The organism is Microbacterium sp. NPDC077663 (assembly GCF_044542795.1).
Lineage (GTDB): Bacteria > Actinomycetota > Actinomycetes > Actinomycetales > Microbacteriaceae > Microbacterium.
Genome location: NZ_JBITVE010000002.1, coordinates 189865 through 215913, shown reverse-complemented (window position 1 = coordinate 215913; position 26049 = coordinate 189865). Strand labels below are relative to the sequence as shown.

At 70.9% G+C, this 26049-nt stretch carries 20 protein-coding genes; 9 read left to right on the top strand and 11 right to left on the bottom strand.

Translation table 11 applies throughout. The annotated features are described in order from the left end of the window. Positions 1-24: 24 nt before the first annotated feature. Positions 25-1686, top strand: a complete 1662-nt coding sequence (locus tag ACIGEP_RS08555) for a cytochrome b/b6 domain-containing protein (RefSeq protein WP_396661199.1) — start codon at positions 25-27, stop codon at positions 1684-1686. Between the two features lie 200 nt (positions 1687-1886). On the opposite strand, the gene ACIGEP_RS08550 is transcribed toward ACIGEP_RS08555, so the two are convergent. Further along, positions 1887-2396, bottom strand: coding sequence for a GNAT family N-acetyltransferase (locus tag ACIGEP_RS08550; RefSeq protein ID WP_396661198.1), 510 nt, complete (start codon positions 2394-2396; stop codon positions 1887-1889). Between the two features lie 132 nt (positions 2397-2528). Here ACIGEP_RS08550 and ACIGEP_RS08545 point away from each other — a divergent pair, with 132 nt between their 5' ends. Then, positions 2529-3089, top strand: a complete 561-nt coding sequence (locus ACIGEP_RS08545) for an acyl-CoA thioesterase (RefSeq protein WP_396661197.1) — start codon at positions 2529-2531, stop codon at positions 3087-3089. A 44-nt stretch (positions 3090-3133) separates the two neighbouring features. After that, entirely contained in the window at positions 3134-6850 is a 3717-nt protein-coding gene (locus tag ACIGEP_RS08540; protein ID WP_396661196.1) for a proline dehydrogenase family protein, read from the top strand. A 202-nt stretch (positions 6851-7052) separates the two neighbouring features. Here ACIGEP_RS08540 and ACIGEP_RS08535 read toward each other — a convergent pair whose 3' ends face one another. Next, positions 7053-7802, bottom strand: a complete 750-nt coding sequence (locus ACIGEP_RS08535; protein WP_396661195.1) for a hypothetical protein — start codon at positions 7800-7802, stop codon at positions 7053-7055. A 165-nt stretch (positions 7803-7967) separates the two neighbouring features. On the opposite strand from ACIGEP_RS08535, the gene ddaH reads away from it, so the two are divergent. From ddaH to ACIGEP_RS08510, 5 genes are read left to right on the top strand one after another with little or no spacing between them, the layout of a single operon-like run. Continuing rightward, entirely contained in the window at positions 7968-8834 is an 867-nt protein-coding gene (ddaH, locus tag ACIGEP_RS08530; RefSeq protein WP_396661194.1) for a dimethylargininase, read from the top strand. Beyond that, positions 8831-10051, top strand: coding sequence for an ornithine--oxo-acid transaminase (gene rocD, locus ACIGEP_RS08525; protein ID WP_396661193.1), 1221 nt, complete (start codon positions 8831-8833; stop codon positions 10049-10051). The genes ddaH and rocD overlap by 4 nt, the downstream gene beginning before the upstream one ends. A gap of 49 nt (positions 10052-10100) precedes the next feature. Then, entirely contained in the window at positions 10101-11786 is a 1686-nt protein-coding gene (locus ACIGEP_RS08520; protein ID WP_396661192.1) for a circularly permuted type 2 ATP-grasp protein, read from the top strand. Then, positions 11780-12712: an alpha-E domain-containing protein gene (locus ACIGEP_RS08515; protein ID WP_396661191.1), complete on the top strand. Its 933-nt coding sequence runs from the start codon at positions 11780-11782 to the stop codon at positions 12710-12712. The genes ACIGEP_RS08520 and ACIGEP_RS08515 overlap by 7 nt, the downstream gene beginning before the upstream one ends. Then, positions 12709-13554 (top strand): transglutaminase N-terminal domain-containing protein, encoded by an 846-nt coding sequence (locus ACIGEP_RS08510; protein ID WP_396661190.1) that lies wholly within the window; start codon positions 12709-12711, stop codon positions 13552-13554. Before ACIGEP_RS08515 ends, ACIGEP_RS08510 begins: the two co-directional genes overlap by 4 nt. Before the next feature lie 112 nt (positions 13555-13666). Here the strand turns inward: ACIGEP_RS08510 and ACIGEP_RS08505 are convergent, their stop codons facing one another. From ACIGEP_RS08505 to ACIGEP_RS08480, 6 genes are all read right to left on the bottom strand, one after another. After that, on the bottom strand, positions 13667-13810 hold the full coding sequence (locus tag ACIGEP_RS08505; RefSeq protein ID WP_396661189.1) for a hypothetical protein: 144 nt from the start codon (positions 13808-13810) through the stop codon (positions 13667-13669). Between the two features lie 192 nt (positions 13811-14002). Next, positions 14003-15274, bottom strand: a complete 1272-nt coding sequence (locus ACIGEP_RS08500) for a four-carbon acid sugar kinase family protein (RefSeq protein WP_396661188.1) — start codon at positions 15272-15274, stop codon at positions 14003-14005. Beyond that, on the bottom strand, positions 15267-16520 hold the full coding sequence (locus ACIGEP_RS08495) for a RuBisCO large subunit C-terminal-like domain-containing protein (protein WP_396661187.1): 1254 nt from the start codon (positions 16518-16520) through the stop codon (positions 15267-15269). Before ACIGEP_RS08495 ends, ACIGEP_RS08500 begins: the two co-directional genes overlap by 8 nt. Then, complete coding sequence (locus ACIGEP_RS08490) at positions 16517-18481, bottom strand: glycoside hydrolase family 127 protein (protein ID WP_396661186.1); 1965 nt, start codon at positions 18479-18481, stop codon at positions 16517-16519. The genes ACIGEP_RS08495 and ACIGEP_RS08490 overlap by 4 nt, the downstream gene beginning before the upstream one ends. Beyond that, on the bottom strand, positions 18478-19140 hold the full coding sequence (locus ACIGEP_RS08485; RefSeq protein WP_396661185.1) for an aspartate/glutamate racemase family protein: 663 nt from the start codon (positions 19138-19140) through the stop codon (positions 18478-18480). Before ACIGEP_RS08485 ends, ACIGEP_RS08490 begins: the two co-directional genes overlap by 4 nt. Next, positions 19137-21746 (bottom strand): family 78 glycoside hydrolase catalytic domain, encoded by a 2610-nt coding sequence (locus ACIGEP_RS08480; RefSeq protein WP_396661184.1) that lies wholly within the window; start codon positions 21744-21746, stop codon positions 19137-19139. Before ACIGEP_RS08480 ends, ACIGEP_RS08485 begins: the two co-directional genes overlap by 4 nt. Before the next feature lie 125 nt (positions 21747-21871). Between ACIGEP_RS08480 and ACIGEP_RS08475 the strand changes: the two genes are divergently transcribed. Next, positions 21872-22702 (top strand): NAD-dependent epimerase/dehydratase family protein, encoded by an 831-nt coding sequence (locus ACIGEP_RS08475; protein WP_396661183.1) that lies wholly within the window; start codon positions 21872-21874, stop codon positions 22700-22702. Between the two features lie 8 nt (positions 22703-22710). Here the strand turns inward: ACIGEP_RS08475 and ACIGEP_RS08470 are convergent, their stop codons facing one another. The 3 genes from ACIGEP_RS08470 to ACIGEP_RS08460 form a co-directional block, all read right to left on the bottom strand. Continuing rightward, positions 22711-23619 (bottom strand): carbohydrate ABC transporter permease, encoded by a 909-nt coding sequence (locus ACIGEP_RS08470; RefSeq protein WP_396661182.1) that lies wholly within the window; start codon positions 23617-23619, stop codon positions 22711-22713. Positions 23620-23629: 10 nt separating this feature from the next. Then, on the bottom strand, positions 23630-24511 hold the full coding sequence (locus ACIGEP_RS08465; RefSeq protein WP_396661181.1) for a carbohydrate ABC transporter permease: 882 nt from the start codon (positions 24509-24511) through the stop codon (positions 23630-23632). A gap of 85 nt (positions 24512-24596) precedes the next feature. After that, entirely contained in the window at positions 24597-25916 is a 1320-nt protein-coding gene (locus ACIGEP_RS08460; protein WP_396661180.1) for an ABC transporter substrate-binding protein, read from the bottom strand. Between the last annotated feature and the right edge of the window lie 133 nt (positions 25917-26049).

Genomic DNA, 26049 nt, shown 5'->3' with positions numbered 1-26049 from the left:
CGGATGGCGACATACGCGCGTTCCGTGCGTCGGGGACTCCCGCGCGTGGCCGGCGGAGACCCGTGGCCGCCCGAAGGGTCGGCGCCGGTCGCCGACGCAGCCGCTGCTCCAGTCGCCGACGCGGCCGCGGAGACTCTCGCCGCCGACGTGGTGACGCCGCCCTCCGAGGCCGCGACGACACCGTCGGCCGAGCCTGCAATGCCGGCTCCCGCTCCGACGACGGCGGGGGATGCTGCGGCCTCGCACCCCGCCTCGACCCCCGCGACCGCGACACGACGCGGACTGCCGCGAACCCCCGGCGGCGCGCCCTGGCCCCCCACATCCACCGGCCCGGTGCCGGCCGAAAGTGGCGCACCGGCGGAGCATCGCCCGGACCCGGAGGCAGCACCCCCCGCATCCGCGGCGGCATCAGCGCCCCACCCCGCCGACGACCCGGGAGCGGCGACCCTCGAGAGCGCGCCCGTCGCCGCATCCATCCCCGCGCCCGGCGCGGTCCGCCGAGGTCTCCCGCGCGCCGTCGGCGGAGACGCCTGGCCCCCCGCCGAGACCACGCCCGCCCCGCCCTCTTTCCGCGAGACTGCACGTGGCGGCCCAGACAGCGATCTCGCGCCGCAGTCTCGGCGCGCACATGCAGTCTCGGCGTCTTCGCAGCCGGAGCCCGTCACCACGTCCGTGCCCGTCGCCCCGCGCGCGCCGCTGGCCGAGCGACCGCTCGCGCACGCGGGCGTGGCCCGTCGCCCCGCGCCCCGTCCAGAACCCGCACGCTTGGGGCCTTTCACGAGGGCGCAGTGGGCGGGCGTCGTGGTCTTGGGCGGTGGCGCCCTGCTCTACGCCGCCGCGATGGCCGTGCTCGCCGTCCGCTGGATCCTCAGCCTCGACCCGCTGCAGGACTTCCTCACCACCTACCCCGGCGAGTACCACCTGCCCGAGGGGGCTCCCGTGGGCCTGCCCGCATGGCTCAACTGGTCGCACTTCCTCAACGCGTTCTTCATGGTGCTGATCATCCGGACGGGGCTCCAGGTCCGATCCGAGAAGCGCCCGGCCGCCATGTGGATCTCGAAGAAGGACCGCAAGCGCCGCATGAGCCTCACGCTCTGGCTGCACCAGGCCCTCGACATCCTGTGGCTCGTCAACGGCGTGATCTTCGTCATCCTCCTGTTCGTGACCGGGCAGTGGATGCGGGTGATCCCGACCTCGTGGGAGGTGTTCCCCAACGCGCTGTCCGCCGCGCTGCAGTACGTCTCGCTGGACTGGCCGACCGAGAACGGCTGGGTGAACTACAACGCGCTGCAGCAGCTGGCCTACTTCACGACCATCTTCATCGCCGCTCCCGTCGCCGCCATCACCGGCTACCGGATGAGTGCGATGTGGCCGAAGCAGGCGACGAGGCTCAATCGGCTCTATCCGGTCGAGTGGGCCCGCAGTCTGCACTTCCCGACGATGTTGTACTTCGTGGCCTTCATCGTCGTCCACGTCGCTCTCGTGCTCTCGACCGGGGCGCTCCGCAACCTGAACCACATGTACGCGGCGCAGGGCTCGACCGACCCCGACGCCTACGCCGACAACTGGACCGGATTCTGGCTCTTCGTCCTCTCCACCGCGGTGATCATCGCGGCCTACGTCGCGATGCGCCCGCTCGTCGTCGCTCCCATCGCCCGCCTGTTCGGCGAGGTCAAGAGTCGCTGACCCGGCGGCGCGGCGACCGACCAGACCGCGGGACGGATGCACGACCGCTGGGGCTGGTGTCGCCCCGCCGAGCCGGCGGCTTCACTCCCGCACCGTGGGTCGTGCATCCGTCCGGCGACGCGGCGACCGACCGCCCGGGAAAAGGCCGACGGCGCGGGATCCGAAACGGGATGCCGCGCCGTCGAGTCTCCGAGCGTGCGTCAGCGCACGAAGCGGACCTCCGTCAGCGTCTCGCCGAGGAAGGGTTCGGTGTGGCTCGCCCCGTCGAGGGTGAACCCGTTGCGGGTGTAGAAGCGGTGCGCGCGGGGGTTGTCCTCGGCGACCCAGAGGTAGAGCTCGGTCTCGTCCTCGGGGACGACCGCGTCGAACAGGCGCTGCCCGATCCCGGTGCCGTGCCATGCGTCGAGCAGGTAGATGAAGTAGAGCTCACGGTTTCGCGGGGCGTCGCGATCGCGGGCGGGGCCGGACCCGGCGAACCCCACGATCTCCCCGTTCACGAGAGCGGCCACCATGAGGAAGTCGGGGCCCTGCTGCGCCCAATGGGTCCACAGCTCGGCGAGCCGGCGGGCCGACACGTTCTCGAGCGCGGCCTTGCTGATGAGGTGGTCGTAGGTCTCGTGCCAGCACGTCGCGTGCACGCGACCGAGCGCCTCGGCATCCACATCGCGAACGGGACGGACGACGGTGTCGGTCTGGAGTTCGGGGTCCATGGCCAGACTCTACGCACGGCCCGTCGGATCGTGAAATCGACAGGGGAGGACCCGTTCCGGGCGCGCCGCGACTGTCGGAGAGCGACAACGGATGCCGCACTGTGCGCGTGACCATGACTAGGCTCGCCGCTCGTGAACGTATGGTGGCGGACCCTTCTGACCTTGATGCGCGCGCGGGTCCTGTACCGCCGCCGCGGCCCCCTCCCTCCCGACACGGTCGGCCGGATCCGGCTGCGGACCCTGCCGACCGATATCGACCTGTTGGGGCACATGAACAACGGTCGATACGCCTCGCTGTTCGACCTCGGGCGCTTCGACCTCCTCACCCGCACGGGCATCTGGCAGACGATGACCGAGCGCGGCTGGTACGGGGTGGTCGCCAGCGAGACGGTCACGTTCCGCAAGTCCCTGCAGCTCTGGCAGCGGTTCACCGTCGAGACCCGCATCATCGGCCACGACGACAAGTCGGTCTTCCAGATGCACCGCGCGGTCGTGAAGGGCGAGGTCTACGCCGAGATGGTCCTGCGCGTCCGTTTCCTGCGCAAGACCGGTGGCATCGTCCCGCTCGAGGAGCTGTTCGACGCCCTCCACCGGCCCGACACTCTGCCCGAGATCCCGCAGTGGATACACGACTGGGCCGCGGCATCCGCTCTTCCTTCGACCCGCGCCGACGCGCCCAGTATCTGGCCCTAGCGTGTCCCGCCCCGGCGGCCGGAGGCGCGCATAGGCTGAGCGTCATGTCGGACAGCTCTGTCGCGCCACAAGCGCCTTCCTCCGACCTCGCCGAGCGGGCCATCGCCCTCGCAGAGCGTTGGGTCGCCGAATCCGCCGAGGTCACCGTCGACCCGTCGGCCGAGCGTCTCGCGGGGGTGTTGAAAGACCCGAACGGCCTTCCGTTCACCCTCGGCTTCGTCGACGGAGTGATGCGGCCGGAGTCCCTCACCGCCGCCGCCACCAACCTGCAGCGCGTCGCGCCGCTCGCCCCGGCGTTCCTCCCCTGGTACCTGCGCGCCGCGGTGCGCACCGGAGGCGTCGTCGCGCCCGTGCTGCCGACCCCGGTCGTCCCGATCGCCCGACGTGTGCTGCGCGAGATGGTGGGGCACCTCATCGTGGACGCCCGACCCGACAAGCTCGGACCCGCCCTGCAGACCCTGCGGGAGTCGGGCGCCCGTCTGAACCTCAACCTCCTCGGCGAGGCGGTGCTCGGCGAGTCCGAGGCCCTGCGTCGGCTGGAAGGCATCCACGAGCTCGTCCGCCGCGACGACGTCGACTACGTCTCGGTGAAGGTCTCGGCGATCGCGAGCCACCTCTCGATGTGGGCATTCGACGAGATCGTCGACCGGGTCGTGGAGCGCCTTCGGCCGCTGTACCTGTCGGCGGCGGAGGACGGCACGTTCCTCAACCTCGACATGGAGGAGTACCGCGACCTCGACCTGACGATGGCGGTGTTCATGCGGGTGCTCGACGACCCTCGCCTGAAGGGTCTCGAGGCCGGCATCGTCCTGCAGGCGTACCTGCCCGACGCGCTTCCGGCGCTGCAGACCCTGACCACGTGGGCGCGCGACCGGGTGGCTGCCGGCGGCGCGCGCATCAAGATCCGCCTCGTCAAGGGTGCCAACCTCGCGATGGAGCACGTGGACGCCGTCATGCACGACTGGCCCGCGGCTCCCTTCGACTCGAAGCTCGACACCGACGCGAACTACGTGCGCTGTCTCGACGAGGCACTGCGCCCCGAGAACACCGCGGCCGTGCGGATCGGTGTCGCCGGGCACAACCTCTTCCACATCGCGTACGCCTGGCTGCTGGCCGGCGAGCGGGGGGTGCAGCGCGACGTCGAGGTCGAGATGCTGCTCGGCATGGCGCAGGGGCAGGTGCAGGCAGTGGCCCGCGAGGTCGGTCACGTCCTGCTCTACGTCCCCGTCGTCCGCCCCGACGAGTTCGACGTCGCGATCAGCTACCTCGTGCGCCGACTCGAAGAGAACGCATCGAGTGAGAACTTCCTATCGGCCGCGTTCGATCTCGCGTACGACCGGGCGATGTTCGTCCGGGAGCGGGACCGGTTCGCGGCCTCCATCGCCCGCGCGGCGGATCGTTCCCTCCTGGCCGGGCCGCGTCGTCGGCAGGACAGGGCCGCGGTCGAGGTCGACGAGAGGGCGGTGACGACGAATGCCGCGCCGCTCGACACCGCGCATCCTGCCGTCCCCGACGACACCGCCCTCACGCAGGTTGTGCTCGGCATCGCGGCGAAGGACGCCGACCCGGACGAGACGCAGCCGGCGGATCTGCCGGGGCGGTTCGGCGGCGACGCGTTCGTCGAGACCGCCGTCTTCTCGCCGCGCGAGAGTGTCACCGCCGCGGGCGCCCCCGGCTTCCGCAACACCGCCGACACGGACCCCGCGCTCCCCGCGAACCGCGCGTGGGCGCGCGAGATCCTCGGTCGCATCGCCTCGTCGACGGCGGGGGATGCCGCGATCGCGGCGGCCCGCATCGGTACCGAGTCCGAACTCGAGGCCGTGCTCACCCGTCTCGGCACCGCTGCCCGCGCGTGGGGCGCGCTGCCGGCCGCCGACCGGGCCGAGATCCTGCTTCGTGCGGCGGGCGCGCTGGAGCGACGCCGGGGCGAGCTCATCGAGGTCGCGGCATCCGAGACGGGTAAGACGCTCGCCGAGGCGGATGTCGAAGTGAGCGAGGCGGTCGATTTCGCGCGCTACTACGCCGCCACCGCCCGCGAGCTCGACCGTGTGAGCGGCGCCGTCTTCGTGCCCGACCGCGTGACGGTGGTGACGCCGCCGTGGAACTTCCCCGTCGCCATCCCCGCCGGAGGTGCGCTCGCCGCCCTCGCGGCAGGTTCGGGTGTCGTGTTCAAGCCCGCACCGCAGGCGCGCCGGTGCGCTGCGGTCGTCGCCGAGGCGATCTGGGAGGCCCTCGACCAGTCGGGTGTCGGCCGCGACATCCTCTCCCTCGTCGACCTCGACGAAGGGGACCTCGGAAAGCAGCTCATCACCCACCCCGCCGTCGATCGCGTCATCCTGACGGGGTCGTTCGAGACGGCCGCACTGTTCCGCTCCTGGCGTCCGGACCTCGCCCTGCAGGCCGAGACGAGCGGGAAGAACGCCATGATCGTCATGCCCTCGGCGGACCTCGACCTCGCAGCATCCGATCTCGTCCGTTCGGCGTTCGGCCACGCGGGGCAGAAGTGCTCCGCGGCCTCGCTCGCGATCCTGGTCGGCCCCGTCGCCCGCTCGCAGCGCTTCTCGCGCCAGCTGGTGGATGCCGCCACCTCATTGCGCGTGGGCGCGCCGGAAGACCCGCTGACCGAGGTCGGTCCGCTCGTCGAGGCGCCGTCCGGCAAGCTCGCCTGGGCCCTGACGACCCTCGAAGAGGGCGAGCAGTGGCTCGTCGAACCGCGCGAACTGCCGCACCAGCGGTACGGCGGCAGGCTGTGGACACCCGGCATCCGCACCGGGGTGAAGCCCGGCTCGCGGGTGCACCTCGAGGAGTTCTTCGGCCCCGTCCTGGGGGTCATGCACGCCCGTTCGCTCGAGCACGCGATCGAGCTGCAGAACGCCGTCGACTACGGCCTCACCGCGGGTCTCTACACGCAGAACCCCGACGACCTCGCGGTCTGGCTCGACCGTGTCGAGGCTGGCAACCTCTACGTCAACCGCGGCACGACGGGGGCCATCGTCCAGCGACAGCCGTTCGGCGGCTGGAAGCGGTCGTCGGTCGGCGGTGGCGCGAAGGCCGGCGGACCGAATCACCTCATCGGGCTCGGATCGTGGCGGCCCACGTCGGGGACGGCCGCATCGTCGACTCTGCATCTCAGGGGACTCGATTCCGCGATCGCCGACGTCATCGAGGCGGCGCAGCCCGCGCTCGGTTACGAGGCGTTCGAGTGGTTGCGCCGGGCGGCGCTGTCCGATGCCGTGGCCTGGGATCGCACGTTCGGCAAGGTCGTCGACGTCTCGCACCTGGGCGTCGAACGGAACCTGTTCCGGTACCGCCCCGCGAGCGTCGAGATCCGGTCGACGGCGGATGCCGCGCCGCAGGCGCTCGTGCGGGCGATCATCGCCGCCGTCCGTGCCCGATCGACCTTCGCGGTCAGCACCCCTGCGGGGCTGCCGGCCACGGTGCGGCAGGCGCTCGGTGTGCTCGAGGTGCCGGTGTTCGTCGAATCGGACGAGGACTGGATCGCGCGGATGGCGGCGCCGCGCGGGGAGGACGCCCCCTCTCGTGCCGATCGCGTGCGCCTCGTCGGACCGTCCGCGCAGGTGCACGAGGTGCGGACGGCGCTCACGGCGGCGATCGCCGGCGACCCCGACCTGGCCGTCCATGCGCACGAGGTGACGCAGGCGGGGCGGATCGAGCTCCTGCCGTTCCTGCGCGAGCAGTCCATCACGATCACGGCGCACCGGTTCGGAAACCCCGACTCCTGGAGCGAATCGGTGATCTGACCGAGCGGTGGAAGGTCGATCCAGTCGGATTTATCCATCCGGCGAAGAAAACAACTTATCTTTCTAGCGCGAAGACGCCAACGGTTGTTGTAATTGCTGAGCGTGCTTCTGGGGAGCGCGCAAGAGAACACTTCGGGGGGAGTGTCGCCCCGGATCGAGGACCAGCGTCCTCGGCCCGGGGCATCTCGCTGTCCGGGCCTGGTCAGGCGTACCGGGGTCGGCGCACAGAGGCATCCGGGTCGGCGTCGTCCCGCGGCACCATGAACGAGTCCACGAGCGCGCGCACGGTGAGGCCGAGGAGCGTCCACTCGCCCTCCGGGTTGCCGTCCCGACCCGACAGGCGATACGTCGGATGCGGGATGCGCTCGAGCGAACGGATCGCGAACCCCTCGGCCATCGCCGCCATCGACTCGGCGAAGTCCTCGATGGTCAGCCCGTCCCGCATCCGCATGCCGTAGGCGTCGATGACGTGCTGGTAGAGGTCGGTGAACGCCTGGATCGATTCGCGGTGACGATCGTGGCTGGCCGCGGTCAGTTCGGGCCAGGAATCGGCCGCCGTCCGGAGGGCGAGGGCGATCCGGAACGACTGTGCCTCGAGCAGGTCGGTCGCATCCTCCGTCGACAGCTCCGCGGAGCGCACGTGCTGCAGGGCCGCCTGCCGGATGATCTCCTCGCCGGTGGCCTCGCCGCCGATCAGCTCCTCGACCTGGGCGCGCATCGCGTCGGCGGGTCCGGCCACCCGCATCCGCATCATCGCGACGGCGAGCTCGCGGTGATAGTCGGCCTGGTCGCTCCAGAGTCGGTAGGCCGCACCGGTCGTGAGTCCCGCACGTCGGAGGACGTCCTGCAGTCGGATGTGCTGGACGCCCGCACTGACTCCGCGCTCGAGGAGCATCTGCATGCCGGTGCGCAGAAGGAGGGCCTTCGTCTGTTCACCCGTGCGTCTGGCCATGCTCTGCATCCTGTCATCCCTCGGCATCCCGCTGCGGCGCCTGTCCACCGCCGCCTCGAGGGGTCTTCCTGGCATGATGGATGCCGGCGTGCCCGATTCGTCGGCTTCTGCAAGCTCCGTCGGGCCTCTGGACAGCGTCCGCCGCCCCGGGAACGAGGAGCGAGAATGACGACGCAGAACGAGACGGCGCCCACGCGGATCGCCCAGCAGCGTCGATACCTGATGTGCCGGCCCGACCACTTCACGGTGTCGTACAGCATCAACCCGTGGATGGAGCCGGCCCACCCCACCGACACGGCGAAGGCCGTCCGCCAGTGGCAGGACCTGTACGACGCGTACATCGCCCTCGGCCACGAGGTGGAGCTCATCGATCCGGTGCCGGGCCTGCCCGACATGGTCTACACCGCGAACGGCGGATTCATCGTCGACGGGCGCGCACTCGGCGTCCGCTTCCGGGTGGATGAGCGCCGCGGCGAGGAGCGGCCCTTCATGGAGTGGTTCGCCGCTCACGGCTTCGAGGTCGTCGAGCCCGTCGAGGTGCAGGAGGGCGAGGGCGACTTCCTGCTGGTCGGCGACACGATCCTCGCCGGCACCGGGTTCCGCTCGGTCGGCGACAGCCACCGCGAGCTCGCCGAGGTCTTCGGGCGAGAGGTCGTCTCGCTGCGTCTCATCGACCCGCGGTTCTACCACCTCGACACCGCGATCACCGTGCTCGACCCCGTCGAGGGCGCCCAGGGCGTCGACCGGGCGAACATCGCCTACCTGCCGTCCGCCTTCGACGACGCGTCGCAGCGGGTGCTGGCCGAGCGCTACTCCGACGCCATCCACGTGTCGGATGCCGACGGTGCCGTCTTCGGGCTGAACGCGGCCAGTGACGGGCGGCACGTCTTCGTCTCACCGCGAGCGACCGGCTTCGCCGCGCAGCTCACCGAGCGGGGCTACATCCCCGTCCCCATCGACCTGTCCGAGCTGCTGCTCGGCGGCGGCGGCATCAAGTGCTGCACGCTCGAACTGCGCGGAGGTGCGCGATGACCGACGTCCGTCCCGAGGCCCCGACCGCGGATCTCATCGCCGCCGAAGAGGCGCACGTCGCGCATAACTACCACCCGCTTCCCGTGGTGGTCGCCGAGGGCGACGGATCGTGGGTCACCGACGTGGAGGGACGGCGCTACCTCGACCTGCTGTCGGCGTACTCGGCCCTCAACTTCGGGCACCGGCATCCCGCCCTCGTCGCCGCCGCGACCGAGCAGCTCGGCCGCCTCACCCTCACCAGCCGTGCGTTCCACAACGACCGGCTCGGGGCCTTCGCCGACGCGCTCGCCGAGCTGGCCGGCAAGGACATGGTCCTGCCGATGAACACGGGTGCCGAAGCGGTCGAGACCGGCATCAAGGTCGCCCGGGCCTGGGCCTACCGCGTGAAGGGTGTGCCCGAGGGCGCCGCGAAGATCATCGTCGCCGCCGGCAACTTCCACGGTCGGACGACCACGATCGTGGGGTTCAGCGACGACCCGCAGGCGCGGGACGGATTCGGCCCGTTCGCGCCCGGCTTCGAGATCGTGCCGTACGGGGATGCCGCGGCCCTGGTCGCCGCGATCGACGAGAACACCGCCGCCGTGCTGATCGAACCGATCCAGGGCGAGGCCGGCGTCGTGATTCCGCCGGACGGCTATCTCCGCGCCGTCCGCGAGGCCTGCACGGCGGCGAACGTGCTGCTCATCGCGGATGAGATCCAGTCCGGCCTCGGTCGCGTCGGGACGACCTTCGCGTGCGAGCGCGACGGGGTCGTCCCCGATCTCTATCTGCTCGGCAAGGCCCTCGGCGGCGGCATCCTGCCGGTCTCGGCCGTCGTCGGCGACCGTGACGTGCTGGGCGTCATCCACCCCGGAGAGCACGGCTCCACCTTCGGCGGCAACCCGCTCGCGGCGGCGGTCGGCCACGCGGTCGTCGATCTGCTTGCGACCGGCGACCTGCAGCGGCGCGCGCTGTCGCTCGGCGACCACTTGCGTTCGCGGCTCGAGCCGCTCCTCGGGGCGGGTGTCACGGCCATCCGGGTGGCGGGCCTCTGGGCGGGCGTCGACATCGACCCGGCCGTCGGCACCGGCCGCGAGGTCGCCGAGCGCCTGCTCGCGCGGGGGGTCCTCGTCAAGGACACGCACGGCCAGACCATCCGGATGGCGCCGCCCCTCGTCATCCGCGCCACCGAGATCGACTGGGCCGTAGAGCAGCTGCGCCTCGCCCTCGCGGACTGACCCGCGGGGCGAAACACTCCGGCAACACCGCCCCGATTAGGCTCATCGCATGGGTGACCTCTTCGACGGATACGGCTCCACACTGGCGCCGCGCAAGACGCCCTCCGGCGTCCCCGCGTTCGACGAGATGTTCGCGGAGGTGGCGCATCCGGGCGAGGCCGCGCAGTCCCGCTCGACATACCGTGAGCTCTATCAGGCGCTGGCGCAGATGACGCAGGAGGAACTGCGCGGACGCACCGAATCGCTCGCGAGCTCGTACCTCGCGCAGGGCGTCACGTTCGACTTCGCGGGCGAGGAACGGCCGTTCCCGCTCGACGCGGTCCCCCGGGTCATCGCCTACGACGAGTGGTCGCGTGTCGAGAAGGGCGTGCAGCAACGCGTCCGCGCCCTCGAGGCGTTCCTCGACGATGCGTACGGTCACCAGCACGTCGTCCGCGACGGGGTGCTGCCGGCGAAGCTGATCGCGTCGTCGCAGTACTTCTACCGTCAGGCCGCGGGCATCCGCTCGGCCAACGGCGTCCGCATCCAGGTCGCCGGTATCGACCTCATCCGAGACGAGCACGGCGAGATGCGCGTCCTCGAGGACAACGTCCGCGTCCCGTCGGGCGTGAGCTACGTCATCTCCAACCGTCGCGTCATGGCGCAGACCCTGCCCGAGCTCTTCGTCTCGATGCGGGTGCGTCCCGTCGGCGACTACCCGAACAAGCTGCTGCAGGCGCTGCGCAATTCCGCGCCCCCGGGAGTCGACGACCCGAACGTGGTCGTCCTCACCCCGGGCGTCTACAACTCCGCCTACTTCGAGCACACGCTGCTCGCGCGACTCATGGGTGTCGAGCTCGTCGAGGGCCGCGACCTCGTCTGCCAGGGCGGCAAGGTGTTCATGCGCACGACGCGCGGTCCCCGCCGGGTCGACGTCATCTACCGTCGCGTCGACGACGACTTCCTCGACCCGCTGCAGTTCCGTGCCGACTCGATGCTCGGCGCCCCCGGGCTCATGCTGGCCGCACGCCTCGGCAACGTCACGATCGCCAACGCGGTCGGCAACGGCGTCGCCGACGACAAGCTGCTCTATACGTACGTCCCCGACCTCATCCGGTACTACCTCGCCGAGGAACCTATCCTCAAGAACGTCGACACGTGGCGGCTCGAGGACCCGGGCGCCCTCGAAGAGGTGCTCGACCGACTCGACGAGCTCGTCGTGAAGCCCGTCGACGGCTCGGGCGGGAAGGGCCTGGTCGTCGGCCCCGACGCGAGCCCCGCCGAGCTCGACGCCCTGCGCACGAAGCTGCTCGCCGACCCGCGCGGCTGGATCGCGCAGCCGGTCGTGATGCTCTCGACGATCCCGACCCTGGTCGACGACGGGATGCGGCCGCGCCACGCGGACCTGCGTCCCTTCGCCGTCAACAACGGCGACGAGGTGTGGGTGCTGCCCGGCGGCCTCACGCGGGTCGCCCTCCCCGAGGGGCAGCTCGTCGTCAACTCCAGCCAGGGCGGCGGCTCGAAGGACACCTGGATCGTCGGCGGCGACGCACCGAACCGCGGCGAGTACGGGCAGTCCCCGTCGCTCGCCGGTCTCGTCGCCGAGCAGGCCACGGCGACCTCCGCCATCCCGATCATCTACGACGCGCAGGAAGAGCCCGCCCATTCGCCGCAGGACCGCCCGCGGACCACGGCCGAGCAGCAGGAACAGCAGCAGCAGGGACGCGACACGACGGGAGGCGAGGGCGCATGCTGAGCCGCATCGCTGAGAGCCTGTTCTGGATCGGGCGGTACATCGAGCGCTCGGACGGCACCGCCCGCATCCTCGACGTCCACCTGCAGCTCCTGCTCGAAGACCCGTGGATCGACGAGGACACCGCGTGCCGATCGCTCATGGGGGTCATGGGCACGACACCCCCCGCCGGCGCCGAGGTCGTCACCCGGGGCGACGTGCTCACGCACCTGGCGGTCGACCGCACCAACCCGTCGTCCATCGCCTACTCGCTGCAGGCAGCGCGTGAGAACGCGCGGCGCGCCCGTGAGATCGTCTCCACCGAGCTCTGGGAGACCCTCAACACGACCTATTCGCGGATGCCGCGCCGCCTCAACGACGAGAAGACGCACGAGTTCTTCCAGTGGGTCCGTGAGCGCGCCGCGCTCGCCGTCGGCGTCACCGACAACTCCGCGAGCCACGACGAGGCCTGGCAGTTCTTCACCCTCGGACGCGCGATCGAGCGCACCGACATGACGGCGCGGATGCTGGCGACGCGGTCGCTGACCGAGGCATCCGGTCCGTCCTGGACGACCATCCTGCGCTCGTGCGGCGCCTACGAGGCGTACCTGCGGACCTACCGGGGGATGCCGAGCTCTCAGAACGCGGCCGAGTTCCTGCTGCTCGACCGGCTGTTCCCCCGGTCGATCATCCACTCGATCCGGACCGCCGAGCAGTGCATGAGTGCGATCGACCCCGTCGCCGACCGGGTGGGGCACTCGAACTCCGTGTCGCGGGCACTCGGACGCATCCGCAACGAGCTCGAATACCGGCCGATCGAGGAAGTCCTCGCCGAGCTGCCCGTGCACATGCAGAGCGTGCAGTCGGTCACCCGTGAGGCATCCGAAGCCATCCGGGCGCGCTTCTTCCCCACCCAGGCGGAACCCAGCTGGATCGGAGAGACCTCATGAAGCGTCTGCGCATCGAGCACACGACGGGCTTCGACTATCCGGGCGAGGTCGGAGCGTCGTACAACGAGGCGCGGATGCTGCCGACGACGAGCGACAGCCAGTTCGTGCTCAGCTCGCAGCTCGACATCGATCCCTCGACGAACGTGAACTACTACGTCGACTACTTCGGCACCCGGGTCGCGGCCTTCGACGTGCTCGCGAAGCACTCGGCGCTCGCCATCACGGCACGCTCGCTCGTCGAAGTGCGCGCCCGGCCGCTCACCCATCCGGACATCTCGTGGGAGGCGCTCGCGCGCGACGCGCAGCGCTCGATCGCGACGGTCGAGATGCTGTCGCAGACGAGCCGGACCGACCCCCACCCCGAAGTGGCCGCGCTCGCGTCGGCCATCGCCGCCCAGCACGAGAACCCGTCGCACGCGGCGCTCGCGATCGCGACCGCGATCGGCGAGGCCGTCGAGTACGTGCCCGGCGCGACCGAGGTGCAGTCGACCGGGGCGGAGGCCTGGATCGTGCGCAAGGGCGTCTGCCAGGACATGGCCCACATCGCTCTCGGTGCGCTGCGCTCGGTCGGCATCCCCGCGCGGTACGTCTCGGGCTACCTGCACCCCAACCCCACCGCCGAGGTGGGAGTGGCGGTCGTGGGGGAGTCGCACGCCTGGATCGAGTGGTACGCCGGGTCGTGGCACGGCTTCGACCCCACGAACGACGCCGAGATCGGCGACCGTCACGTGACGGTGGGGCGCGGGCGGGACTACAACGACGTTCCACCGCTGCGCGGGGTCTATGCAGGTCCGTTCAAGAGCCGGCTCGACGTCCGGGTGCTGATCACGCGCGAAGCCTGACGGCATTCGCGCGCGCTTTCGGCGAGAAACGCCGATGCGGACGGGACACGGGGCGCGCACGCGTGTCCCGGCCCGGATGCCGTTTCTCGCGGGTCGTCGGGCGGGGCCCCGCTCAGGCGGGGGAGTTGTCCGGGTCGAGTGCCTTGAGGGTGTCCTCCTCGACGGCGTTGTCGGCGCCGAGCTGTTCCTCGGTGCGCTCGTCGCCACCGGTCGGGTCGTCCTGGTCGGGTGTCTCGTGCTCGCGGGGGTCGCTCATGGTCGCGACGCTACGCGCGGTGCGGCGCGGCATCCGCCCCCCTTGACAGGCCGTGCGGGTGGTGCGGCGGGGTGGTGTGCGCGATTGCAAGGGATCCGCCGCGACACGCGGTGAGACGCGGGCGGATGTCGGGGTGTCGCGTGCGATCTGTTGCATCCGCGTACGCCTGTCCGCCGCGGCGACGCCTGCTGATCAGCCGCCGGCGAGACGTACGCGCTCGAACAGGTCGTCCGCCCCGACCTGGCCGCCTTTGAGCAGAAGCTCGATCCCGTCGATGTCGGTGTCGTCGGAGTCGGCGCGCAGGAGGACGACGTTGCCTCCCAGGGCGGCGACGAGCGAGACCGAGCGGATGCCGAGGAGGGCCACCACTCGGCTGGACGTGTCGCCGCCGCACACGACGACGCGCCGTGTCGCGCCCGCGCGAACGGCTCCGAGGACGACGTGCGCGGCGGCTCGAGCGATGGCGGGGAGCGGGTCCTCGTCGGCGGGCGCGACGGCGGCGTCGCCCGTGACGGCGACGCTCCGGCCGGCGCGGAGCGCGGCGATCGCGGGATCGGCGTCGGGCGCGACGAGATCGAACCCGCCGACCGTCCACCCCGCGTCGGCGGCGGCGTCGAACTGGCGACGCGTCGCGCGGGATCGGCTGCCCGAGACGACGAGCACCGGACCGCCGGCAGCCGGGCGCACCGCGTCGACCGAGGGAGCATCGGGGAGTGCGAGGGCGACGGCGCGGCTGAGTCCCCCCGATCCGAGGACGAACCGCGGCGCCTCGCCGGGGGACGTGAGAGCACCGCCGATGAGGGCGAGGTGGTCGTCCGAGAGGGTGTCGAGGACGACCGCCGCCGCGTCGGCGTCCCTCAGCTCCGCGGCGACTCGGTCGGATGACGTGAGGGAGGTCAGCGGCAGCGACCCGATCGCCAGGTCGGTCTGGCGGGAGAGATGGCGCGAGATGTCGGACTCGTCCATGGGCGTCGAGGGGTGCGTCGACATCGTCGGCTGCCGGTCGAGTCGGTGCACCGTGCCGCCCTCCGCGGCGAAGTGATGGCCGAAGGCCGTGTAGCGCCCGAAGTCGGGTTGGGCGAACAGCAGGGGCACGGTCGCCGTCCCGAAGACCTCGCGCGCGATCTCGAGCACCCGGCCGAGACTGCCGGTGTCGGGCGAGGAGTCCACAGTCGAGCACGCCTTGTACTGCACCAGCGGTGCGCCCGCGTCGCGGAGCGCCGTCAGCGCGGGGCGGACCTCGGCATCCAAGTGCTCCGTCGGCAGGGAGCGGGCGATCCCGGCGATGCCGACGACGTCGACCTCGGCGGCGGCCCGGCGCAGATCGGCCGGATCGGGCACGCCCACGAACAGGCGTCCGGTCCGGCCCCGGTGCGAGAACTGCAGCAGCACGTCGACGCTGCCGGTGACGTCGTCGCCGTAGTACGCGAGAGTCGCCCGTGGCGCGCCCTGCGGCTCAGCCACGCGGCGCCCCGAACAGCTCCACCGCCCGGCGCAGGGCCGGGCTGGTCGCCATCGCCTGCGCCACCGTCTCACCGCGCTCGGCGGAATCCCACGCGTCGCGCATGCTCGCGACACCGCCGGCGGACCCGTCCGGGTGACCGTGGATGCCGCCGCCCGCCAGCACGAGCAGGTCGTCCGTACCGACCGCGGCGCGCGTCGCATGGGCGAGGCCCGCCCACTGGCCCGACGACAGCACCGGAAGGGTCTCGCCGATGCCGACGATCGGACTTCGGACGTCGGCGATCGCGGCCAGCACCTGGTCGTCGGACTCGTAGAACTTGTTCGCGATGCCGTTCGTGTGCAGGTGGTCCGCCCCGCTCAGCCGGGCCAGCTTCTGCCATGCCCGGAACGCGAACCCCAGCTGATCCGACCGGCTGATCGCCCCGAACATGGCGCGATGCCCATGGATCGGCACGGTCGCCCGTCGCGCGAGGTGAGCGAGTCCCGCGAGCCCGACCATGTTGATGCACGCCATGACGCACGTGCCGCCCGCCGCGACGACCAGGTCGTGGTTTGCCTCGAGCAGGTCGATGTCGTCGGTGATGTTAAACGCGTACATCGGCATGCGCCCGGTGCGGTCGGCGTGCCGGTGCAGCACCGGCATCACCGCGGCGACGCGATCGGCGAGCGGCGAGTGCGGGCCGTTGCCCTGCAGTTCGTCGTCCTTGATGAAGTCGACGCCGGCGGTCACGAGCTCGTCCACCACGGTGGCGAGTTCCTCGGGCGACAGGCCGATGCTGGGCTTCACGATCGTGCCGATGAGAGCACCCGTGGGGCGCCCCGTGAGTTCTCGCGTACCCGAGACGCCGAAGCGGGGGCCGCCGTAGCGCTCGCCGAACGCGGCCGGCAGGTCGAGGTCGAGGAGCTTGACGGCCGCGAGCTCCTTGATCTCGAAGAGGTTGCCCGCCACGGCCGCCTGCATGTTGGGGATCGAGGGTCCGAAGTTGTCGAGCGGGAAGCTCAGCCGCAGCACCGCGCGGCGCCGCTCGGCCGGATCGCCGACCGTGCCCGGGAGCGGGGCGGCGTCGCCCCGGGCGACCTCGGTGAGGCTCTCCACCTGCGCGGCGAAACGCGCACGCACATCGTCGGTCTCGCGGGCCACGCGCACGAACGTGCCGGTGGACTGCTCGCCGGCGAGGATCTCGGCCGCCCGCTCGAGCGGCAGCGACGTCTCGATCGCGTAGGTCGCGATCACCCGCTCGCTCACCACACCACCGGCAGCCAGACCGACATCTCGCCTGCGCCGCGGTTGCCCCACGCGAAGTAGGGGACGAGCCGGGCGGATGCCGCCCCGATGGCGTCCGTCGGGAGCTCGTCGTAGAGCGTCTCGGCGGAGGCCGGGAGCACGACGAGCTCGGTCTCCAGGGCGATGAGCTCAGCCCCTGCGATCTCGGTTTGCACCGGGCGGACCTCCGCTCCGCGCCGGATCGCGGCCTGCTCGAGCAGGACGCCCGCGGGAAGGTCGGCGCTCTCGAGGCAGTACACCACCGGGCCGCGCCGGAGTGCGACCTGTCCGGTGGTCTCCTCGACGAGGCGGTGACCCCGCAGCATCCGGACCGGCATCGGCAGGTCGAGGACGATCTCGTCCCCGATCGACCACGCGTGCTCGATCGGCGTGTAGGTGCCGGGGGCGGATGCCGCGACCGACCGCCCGTTCACGGTGAGGGTCGCGCCCGCCGACCAGCCGGGGATCCGCAGGTGCACCGGCACGCCGCCCCCGGCCACCTCGGTCACGGTGAAGACGATGCGTCCGTCCCAGGGGTAGTCGCTCGTCTCCCGGAGCGCGAGCGTGCCGCCGTCGGGGCGGGTGACGCGCAGATCGCTGCCGCCGTACTGATGGATGTGCAGTCCGTCGTCGCCGACCGATGCGGCGCGCTCGTGGAACCGCGAGAGGGTGCGGGCGGTGTTCGGTGGGCAGCAGAAGCAGCTGAGGTAGCGTTCCCGCAGCCGCTCGTCCGAGGCCGGCGGGGCCGGCACGGGGTGCAGGCCGGTGTCGCCCGGGCGTCGGAGCTCGAACGGGAGGTCCCGCACCTGGCGGAGGGCGTTCGTGTAGAAGTACTCGCGCCCGTTGAGCGAGATTCCGGCGAGCAGGGCGTTGACCGCGATCTGCTCGATGACGTCGGCGTACTTCGCCTCGCCGGTGAGCGCCAGCATCCGCTCGCTCCACAGGATCATGCCGATGTTCGCGCACGATTCGGCGTGTGCCGTCGTGTGCGGCAGTTGATAGGCGCGGCCGTAGGCCTGATGGATGCGGCTGATGTCCTCCTGCCAGGGGTGGCCGTCGGGGGAGGCCCCGTCATACAGCGCGCCGCATCCTCCAGTGAGGTACAGCTTCGTGTCGACGACGTCGTCCCACAGGCGCTCGAGCACCCGTTGCAGCGCGGCGTCCGCCGTCTCGGCGACGAGGTCCGCCAGTCCGGCGTAGAGGTAGTTGGCGCGCACGGCATGCCCGGCGACGACCGCTTGGTCGAGCACCGGCAGACGGTCCTGGTTGTCGTCGCCGCCTTCCTCGAACGCATCGCGCACGCGGACGAACGACTCCGCCAATGCGAGGTAGCGCCGTTCGCCGGTCGCCCGGTACAGCTCCAGCACGGCCATGTAGTGCGACGGGCAGATCGCGCTCCGCGCGAGGTCGAGGGGCTCCTCGGTCGCGAGCCTCTCGAGGAACCCGGCTGCTCGTCGGGCGACGTCGAGCAGGAGGCGGGACCCCGTCACCTCGAAGTGGCGCACGCCGACGGTGATGAGGTGCCCCAGGTTGTAGGTCTCGAAGTGGAAGCGGTCGGCGAGCGCGGTGGCGGCCTCCTGGTTGCGCGCTGCGATGAGGGTCGCGGTGTGGAGGTAGCCGTCCTCGCGCTGCACGCTCGCGATCAGATGCGCCATCTCGTCGATAGTCCGCGCGAGATCGGGGTCGGGATGCGTCTCGAGCTGCGCGACGGCCGCCTCGAGCCACTTGTAGAAGTCGCCGTCCATGAACGGCGGTCCTTCGTGCCGGCCCTCCTCGAGCCCCGCGGCGATGCGGAAGTTCCGCACGGCCGGGCTGACCGACGGGTCGCTCAGCGCCTGCCACATGTCGGGCACGGTTACGCTCCGCGTGCGCTCGCCGACGGCGCCCCAGAAGCCGCTCGCCCAGCGGGCGCCGCCCGCGTCGAGCGCGGTGAGCACGGTCATCCGTCGCGTCCTTCCTGCTCGGAGACGTGCTGCGCGAGCCGCGCGACGCCGGGGGCGACGCTCGAGAGCACGCGCACGTCGACCGCGGCGGCCTCGGCGGCCGAGGCCATCGAGGCCTGGGCAAGCACGACGACGTCGCTCCCGGGTGCGACGCGTTCGATCTCTGCGACGACCAGCGCGTCGTGACGGTCGCGGTCGCCCGAGACGACGGCGTCGAACGCCCCCACGACGAGGCGTTCCTCGATCTCGACGACCGCTCCGGCCCGCTCGGCGCGCTCGCGGAGGAGGGCCACCGTGGGGCGAAGGGTCGTCGGAAGGGTGGCCACGACGGCGATCCGCCGATAGGCGACCGCGTCGTCGGCCATCGCCTCGTCGATGCGCAGGACGGGGATGCCGACGGCCTCGGCTGCGGCCCCCGCCAGGGCCGAGATCGACGAGCAGGTGAGCATCACCACGTCGGCGCCGCCGCGGCGGGCCGCGCGGACGAGGTCCGCCACCCGCTCCGGCACCGAGGCGGCACGGCGCTCGTCACCGAGGTCGGCGACGATCCGGTCGTCCAGGTAGTTCACGACGGTCGCGTCGGGCAGCGCGTCGCGGACGGCCGACGCGATGGGCCCGATGACGACGGCGCCGGTGTGCAGCAGTGCGACCCTGGTCATGCCGTCACCGCCGACGGCGCCGCGGCGACGGTCCGCTCGAATCGGCCGTGGCCGAGGTCCTCGGGTGCCGCGCCCGGCAGGTCGAGCACGGCCGTGGCGCCCACGGGCACCTCGACCTCGACGCGCAGCTCAGTGCCCTCGATCGACCAGGCGATGGACGCCTCGCCGAACGGCGTGAGATGCCGTGCGCGGGCCGAGGTGAGACCCCCGCCGGGACGCGGCGCGAAGCGGATGCGGCGGTACCCGGCATCCTCCGGCGCGAGACCGGCGACGACCCGGTGCATCCAGTCCGCGACCGCGCCGAGCGCGTAGTGATTGAACGAGGTCATCGAGCCGGGGTTGACCGTGCCGTCGGGGAGCATCGAGTCCCAGCGCTCCCACACAGTGGTCGCCCCCATCCCCACCTGGTACAGCCAGGACGGGCACTCGCGTTCGAGGACGAGGTCGTACGCGGTGTCGAGACGCCCGTTCGCGCTGAGCGCGTCGGTGACGAGCGGGGTTCCGACGAAGCCCGTGCCGATGCGGTTGCCCTCCTGGGCGACCAGGTCGGCGAGACGCTCGGCAGCGGGCGAGCGGAGACCGTCGGGCAGCAGGTCGAACTGCAGCGCGAGCGCGTAGGCGGTCTGCGCATCCGAGGTCATCCGCCCGTCCGGCAGGACGTAGGCCGCCTGGAACGCCGCGGTGACCTCGTCGGCGAGTGCGTCGTAGCAGGCCGCATCGGCGGCGTCGTCGAGCACCGCCGCCATCCGTGCGACCAGGCGAGTCGACCGGGCGAAGTACGCGGTGGAGACGAGGTGGCGATCGGTGCGGGCGTCCGCCGGGTCTTCCGGTGGCGCCGCCGGGTCGAGCCAGTCGCCGAGCTGGTAGTCGGATTCCCACAGGCGTGTGGGTCCGGCGAGGTCGGCCACGAGGTCGACCCAGGCGCGGGCGCTCGCGTACTGGTCGCGCACGACTCCGGTGTCGCCGAAGCGCTCGTAGAGCGTCCAGGGGACGACCGTCGCGGCATCCCCCCATGCGGCACCGGGGCGCTGCGGCGTCCACATCGAGTCGGCCGGGATCACGGGCACGAACCAGGGCACGGTGCCGTCCGGCAGCTGTTCGGCGGCGAGGTCGCGCAGCCACCCCGTGAGCATGCCCGAGCAGTCGAAGAGGAAGGATGCCGTCGGCGCGAACACCTGGATGTCGCCCGTCCAGCCGAGCCGCTCGTCGCGCTGCGGGCAGTCGGTGGGCACGTCGACGAAGTTGCCCCGCATGCCCCACACGATGTTGCGGTGCAGCTGGTCGAGCTGGGGGTCGGACGAGTCGAACCAGCCGGTGCGCTCGAGGTCGGTGTGGAGGACCCGCGCGGTGAAGGCACCGGCGGCGCTGTCGGCATCGAGGTCGCCGGGCCACCCCTCGACCTCGACGTAGCGGAAGCCGTGGAACGTGAATCGCGGCTGCCACTGCTCGCCGCCGGGTCGCCCCGCGAAGACGTAGCGATCGGTCGAGAGCGCGTCGCGCAGGGGTCGGGTGTACAGCTCGCCGTCCTGCAGGACCTCGGCCGTCCGGAAGGTCACCGTGTCGCCTTCGGCGCCCGTCCCCCGCAGACGCACCACGCCGACGAGGTTCTGACCGAAGTCCAGGATGCGGCGGCCCGACGGCGATGTCAGCACCGCCACGGGCGCGACGTCCTCGACCACGCGGACCGGAGGAGCGGTCGGAGCGACGAGCGTGGCGGGATCGCGGCGGCGCACCTGGACGCGCTCCCAGCCGGAGTCGTCGAATCCGGGGCTGGACCAGCCGGCCCACTCCTGCCGTGCGTCGTGGGTCTCGCCGTCGTAGAGCCCCGAGGTGAGGATGGGGCTCCGCGCCGCACGCCACGTGGTGTCGGTCGCGATCACGTCGGTCGATCCGTCGTCGTAGACGAGCTCGAGCTGCGCGAGGAAGGAGAGGTCGTCGCCGGAGAGGTTGCGGAACCCGCCGCGCCACCCCAATCGGCCGCGGTACCAGCCGTCGCCGAGCCAGGCCCCGACGGCGTTCTCACCCGGAGCGAGGAGGGCGGTCACGTCGTACGTGTAGTAGCGCAGGCGCTCGCGGTACACGGTCCAGCCGGGCGAGAGCACGTCGTCGCCGACCCGCTGCCCGTTGATCTCCGCCTCGTACAGGCCGTGGGCGGTCGCGTAGAGCCGGGCGCGGACGAGTCCGTCGCGGGCGACGAACCCGCGCCGCACGAGCGAGGGTCGACGGGTGTCGGTGAGCGGGTTCTCGTTCCACATCGCGCCGACGGGGCCGGCCCGCCAGTCGGCGGGCTCGAGGAGGCCCGCTTCGGCGGTCGTCCACGGCCCGGGGTCGCTCCACCGGCCGTCCCGGCCGCGCACGCTCACGCGCACGTGGACGATCTCGCGGGACCGCAACGGCCCGCCCGGCCACGCCACGAGGACCTGCTCGGGGCCGGCGAGCTCGTGCGTCTGCACGGCGCCGTCGCGGTCGATGTCGATCCGCGCGGCGTCCTGCACCCACTCCGCCGGGGCGTGCGTCAGGGTCCACGAGATCCGGGGGGTGCGTTCCCCGATGCCGAGGGGCTCCCGATGGTGCTCGAAACGGGGGGCCGAGACGGTCGGCGTCATAGCGTGCTCCTGATGGTTCGAAACGTTTCAGATGGTGGGGTCGTTGTGAGGGAGAGCATGCGAGTCCTAGGATTGTGACGTTTCAATCCCGTGCGCACCGACGCGCAGACACCGGAGGCCCCGTCATGAAGATCGCCGTCACCGGCAGTAACGGCACGCTCGGGCGCGCCGTCGTCGCCCGTCTCGTCCAGGACGGCCACGAGGTCATCGGCTTCGATCTCACCGGCCCCGCCGGCGCCGGCTTCACGCGCGTGGATCTGCGCGACTACGGGCAGACCCTCGATGCGCTGCTCGGTGTCACCGCGCGTCACGACGGGGTGGATGCGGTCGTCCACCTGGCGGCGATCCCGGTGAACGGCCTCGTGCCGGACGTCGCCACGTTCGAGAACAACGTCCTCGTCAGCTCGCACGTGCTGTTCGCCGCCCACCGCGCCGGCATCCGGACGATCGTGCTGGCCTCGAGCATCACGGCCGCCGGATTCCCGTTCGATGTGGCGCCGCCCCGGCTGCCCGTCGACGAGGGGTACACGAGCGCGCACACCACCTACGGACTCGGGAAGGTGGTCGAGGAGGCCATGGCGGCACAGCTGGTCGGCTGGCGCGACGACCTCTCGATCACCGCGCTCCGCTTCACCAACGTGGTCGCCCCCGAGGCGTATGACACGTTCATGCGCGCCGCCGAACCCGACTACCGTCGCGACCTCGTCGGTTCGTGGGTCGACGCCCGCGACGGCGCCGAGGCGGTCGTGCTCGCGCTCGGCGCCGCGCAGCCCGGCTTCGAGGTCTACAACGTCGCCGCCCCCACCTCGGGCACTGCGGCGCCGTCGCGAGAGGTGGCCGAGCGATGGTTCCCCGGCACGCCGGTCGCCGACGACCTGGGCGAGTTCGAGTCCTTGCTCTCGACGCGCCGCATCCGGGATCGTCTCGGCTTCCGCGCCCGCTACGACTGGCGCTGACACCGGCCTCACCCCTTCACAGCGCCGGCCGCGAGGCCCTTCATGATGCGCTGGTTCAGGAAGAGGTACAGGAACAGGATGCCGAAGACGGTCAGGCAGATCGCGGCGAAAAGCGGACCGTAGTTGATCGCGCCGTACTCGCCCGAGAAGTTGAGCAGCCCGACCTGGATGGTGTTGAGGCTGCGCTTGCCGCCGAAGACGAGCGCGATGAGCAGGTCGTTCCAGATGAGGAAGAACTGCACGATCGCCACCGTGAGGATGGCGTTCCGCATCATCGGGAAGCCGATCGAGAAGAACGCGCGGATCATCGACGCGCCGTCGATCGTCGCGGCCTCGAAGATCTCACGCGGGATCGCTCGGAAGTAGGTCGCCATCATGAACACGGTGAGCGGCAGGCCGCTGGCGATGTAGATGAGGATCATCGGCAGGTGCGAGCCGTTCACACCGAGCTCGTAGAACGTGTTGAACAGCGGCAGGATGATCATCTGCCCGGGGATCATGATGCCGGCGAGGAACAGCAGCAGGATGCCTCCGCGGCCCCGGAACACGAGCACCTCGAGCGCGAAGCCGGCCGCCGTCCCGAGCAGCACGATGAACACGAGCGAGGGGACCGTCACGATCACGGAGTTGAGCACCGTGGTCGACAGGTTGCCCGTCTCCCACGCGTTCGCGTAGTTGTCCCAGCGCCACTCCTCCGGGAAGGTGTACGACGGATTGTTCAGGAAGTCGCTGTTGGATTTCAGCGAGTTGATGAACATCCAGAAGAGCGGATAGGCCGTCACCACGATGAGGAACGTGGTCGTCAGGACCACGGGGATCTTCCCCAGCAGCCGGAGTGCGTTCGCCCCGGTGGAGCGGTGCGGGGGAACGAAGGCCCGTGACGTGTGGACGGCGGTCGTCTCGAGGGTGGAGGTCATCGCGTGCTCCTCAGACGGTGTTGTCGCGACGCGACGAGCGGAAGATGGCGAGGGTGACGAGCAGGCACATGATCGTCAGCAGGAGGGCGATCGTCGAGCCGTAGCCGAAATCGCTGTACTGGAACGCGGTCCGGTACATGTACAGCGTCAGCGGCGTCGTCTGATTGCCGGGACCGCCGCCGGTGAGGGCGAAGACCGAGTCGAACACCTTGATCGTGCCGTTGATGCTGAAGATGAACGAGGCGAAGAGGATCGGCAGCGACATCGGCAGGATGATGTGGCGGAAGAGGCCGAACCGCTGCGCGCCGTCGAGACGCGCCGACTCGATGATGTCGTCCGGGATGTCGAGCAGCCCCGAGAACACGAGGACGCCGTAGAAGCCGACCGAGCGCCAGACGTCCATGATGACGACGACGTAGAACGCCGAGTCGCCGGTGCCGAGCCAGTCGACCGAGGAGAGTCCGACGTTGACGAGGAGCTCGTTGGCGAGACCGTCGTTCGGGGCGGACTGGAAGAGCTTCTGGTACAGGATGCCGATGGCCACCGTCGGCAGGACGACGGGGAAGAAGACGAGGGTGCGCACGATCACCGACGACCGCCGCAGGACGTACTGGTACAGCAGCGCGAGCCCGTAGCCGATGACGACCTGCAGCAGCGTCGTCACGAGCGCGTAGCGGACCGTGAACCAGAAGGCGTCCCAGATGTAGGGATCGCCGGCCAGTCGCGTGAAATTCTCGACACCGTTGAACTCGAAGCCGCCGAGGACGCTTCCCGTGAAGAAGGTGAGGCCGAACGACCACGCCACCGGCACGATCATGATCAGCGTGTAGACGAGCAGGGCGGGGGCGAGCAGGAGGACGATCGCCTTGCGGTCGCCGAGGACGGACTTCATGAGGCGGCCTTTCGGGTGCGGTTCGGGCGGGCGGGCGAGGATCGGCCCGGGATGCCGCGACGGGCATCCCGGGCCGAGGTCGGGGTCAGCCCGCGTCGAGCGCGTCCTGGACGAGCTTCATGAACTCCTCCGCGGACAGCTGGCCGGTCACCAGCAGAGCGGCGTTGGTCGACGAGATGCTGCTCGCCTTCGCGTTGAACAGCGCCTCGAACCAGAGCACACTGTCGGTCGCACCGGCGATCTCGTCGGCGACCGTCTGCGAGATCTCGGGCAGATCGGCTTCCTCGTCGGAGATGAAGCCCGTGATCTGGCCCTGGGCGAGTGCTTCGGTGCCGTAGTTGTCGACGATGCAGGCGAGCCAGTCGCCCACGCCGTTGTCGGCCGAGTACGTCGCGGCGTTGAAGGTCGCCGGGAGGCCCACGTTGGACGGGTACTCGTCGATCGAGCCCGCGCCGCCGTCGACGGCGGGGAACTTGAAGAACCCGACGTTCTCGGCGCCGATCGCGTTGCCCTCGGCGTTGATGTTGCCGAGCAGCCAGCTGCCCATGTAGATCATCGCGGCGTTGCCGGTGAGGAACTCGTTCGAGGCGGCGTCGTAGTCGAGCGAGGCCACGTTGTCGCCGAAGTAGCCGGCCTCACCGAGGTCGGCGATGGCCTGTGCGGCTTCGACGTACTCGGGGTCGGTGAGCTTCGCGTCGCCGTCGGCGACCTTCTGCAGCGCGTCGGGTCCGAGCGAGCGGAAGAGGTATCCGCTGACCAGGCGCGTGAGGGGCCAGCCCTGCTCGCCGGAGGCGGCGAACGCGGTGAGCCCGGCATCCTGCGCCTCGCCGGCGACCGTCAGGAGGTCGTCCCACGTCTCGGGGACCTCCCAGCCGTTCTCCTCGAACACGGTCTTGTTGTAGAAGATGCCCTCGATGTTGTACTGGAACGGCAGGAAGCTGAACTTGCCGCCGTAGAGCTTCTTGATGGTCGAGACGGCACCTTCGGCGACCTTGTCGCGGACGCCGAGCTCCTCGAGCGCCTCGTCGAAGTCGACGAGGTAGCCGGCGTCGGCGAGCTTCGCACCTTCGGCCGGGTTGCCGCCGGCGGAGAACATCGGGGGCAGGCCGTCCTGCGTGGCGAGCAGCTGCACCTGTGCGTCGAGCTCGGCCTGCGGGATCGAGTTGACCTCGAGCGGCATGGCCTCGTTCTCGGCTTCGCACGAACCTGCGGCGAGCGCGTCGAGGACGGGCTGGGTCGTGGTGTTCTCCGCGTTCTTCAGGAACTCGAGGGACGAGGGGGCCTCGGCTTCGCCGCCCTGCCCGCCGCCGCCCGAGCAACCGGCCAGGACCAGGACGCTCGCACCGATCAATGCGGCGGTGCCGACGACCGGCCCGCGGAGACGGCGACGTTCTGCTGTGAACACTTTTCCTCCTTGAAAATGTCGCCTCAGCTTTGAGACGTTTCAAAAGTGATGTTAGGACGCACGCACCGCGCCGTCAATAGCCTTCGGGCAAACTTGAAACGTCACAAAGACGTAACGGGTGGGATAGTCTGAC

Bases quoted from the DNA above. Each gene is read 5' to 3' on its own strand.
- ACIGEP_RS08550 (WP_396661198.1), bottom strand. From the start codon at position 2,396: ATGGACCCCGAACTCCAGACCGACACCGTCGTCCGTCCCGTTCGCGAT.
- ACIGEP_RS08540 (WP_396661196.1), top strand. From the start codon at position 3,134: ATGTCGGACAGCTCTGTCGCGCCACAAGCGCCTTCCTCCGACCTCGCC.
- ACIGEP_RS08535 (WP_396661195.1), bottom strand. From the start codon at position 7,802: ATGGCCAGACGCACGGGTGAACAGACGAAGGCCCTCCTTCTGCGCACC.
- ddaH (WP_396661194.1), top strand. From the start codon at position 7,968: ATGACGACGCAGAACGAGACGGCGCCCACGCGGATCGCCCAGCAGCGT.
- rocD (WP_396661193.1), top strand. From the start codon at position 8,831: ATGACCGACGTCCGTCCCGAGGCCCCGACCGCGGATCTCATCGCCGCC.
- ACIGEP_RS08520 (WP_396661192.1), top strand. From the start codon at position 10,101: ATGGGTGACCTCTTCGACGGATACGGCTCCACACTGGCGCCGCGCAAG.
- ACIGEP_RS08515 (WP_396661191.1), top strand. From the start codon at position 11,780: ATGCTGAGCCGCATCGCTGAGAGCCTGTTCTGGATCGGGCGGTACATC.
- ACIGEP_RS08510 (WP_396661190.1), top strand. From the start codon at position 12,709: ATGAAGCGTCTGCGCATCGAGCACACGACGGGCTTCGACTATCCGGGC.
- ACIGEP_RS08505 (WP_396661189.1), bottom strand. From the start codon at position 13,810: ATGAGCGACCCCCGCGAGCACGAGACACCCGACCAGGACGACCCGACC.
- ACIGEP_RS08490 (WP_396661186.1), bottom strand. From the start codon at position 18,481: ATGACCGTGCTCACCGCGCTCGACGCGGGCGGCGCCCGCTGGGCGAGC.
- ACIGEP_RS08485 (WP_396661185.1), bottom strand. From the start codon at position 19,140: ATGACCAGGGTCGCACTGCTGCACACCGGCGCCGTCGTCATCGGGCCC.
- ACIGEP_RS08480 (WP_396661184.1), bottom strand. From the start codon at position 21,746: ATGACGCCGACCGTCTCGGCCCCCCGTTTCGAGCACCATCGGGAGCCC.
- ACIGEP_RS08475 (WP_396661183.1), top strand. From the start codon at position 21,872: ATGAAGATCGCCGTCACCGGCAGTAACGGCACGCTCGGGCGCGCCGTC.
- ACIGEP_RS08470 (WP_396661182.1), bottom strand. From the start codon at position 23,619: ATGACCTCCACCCTCGAGACGACCGCCGTCCACACGTCACGGGCCTTC.
- ACIGEP_RS08465 (WP_396661181.1), bottom strand. From the start codon at position 24,511: ATGAAGTCCGTCCTCGGCGACCGCAAGGCGATCGTCCTCCTGCTCGCC.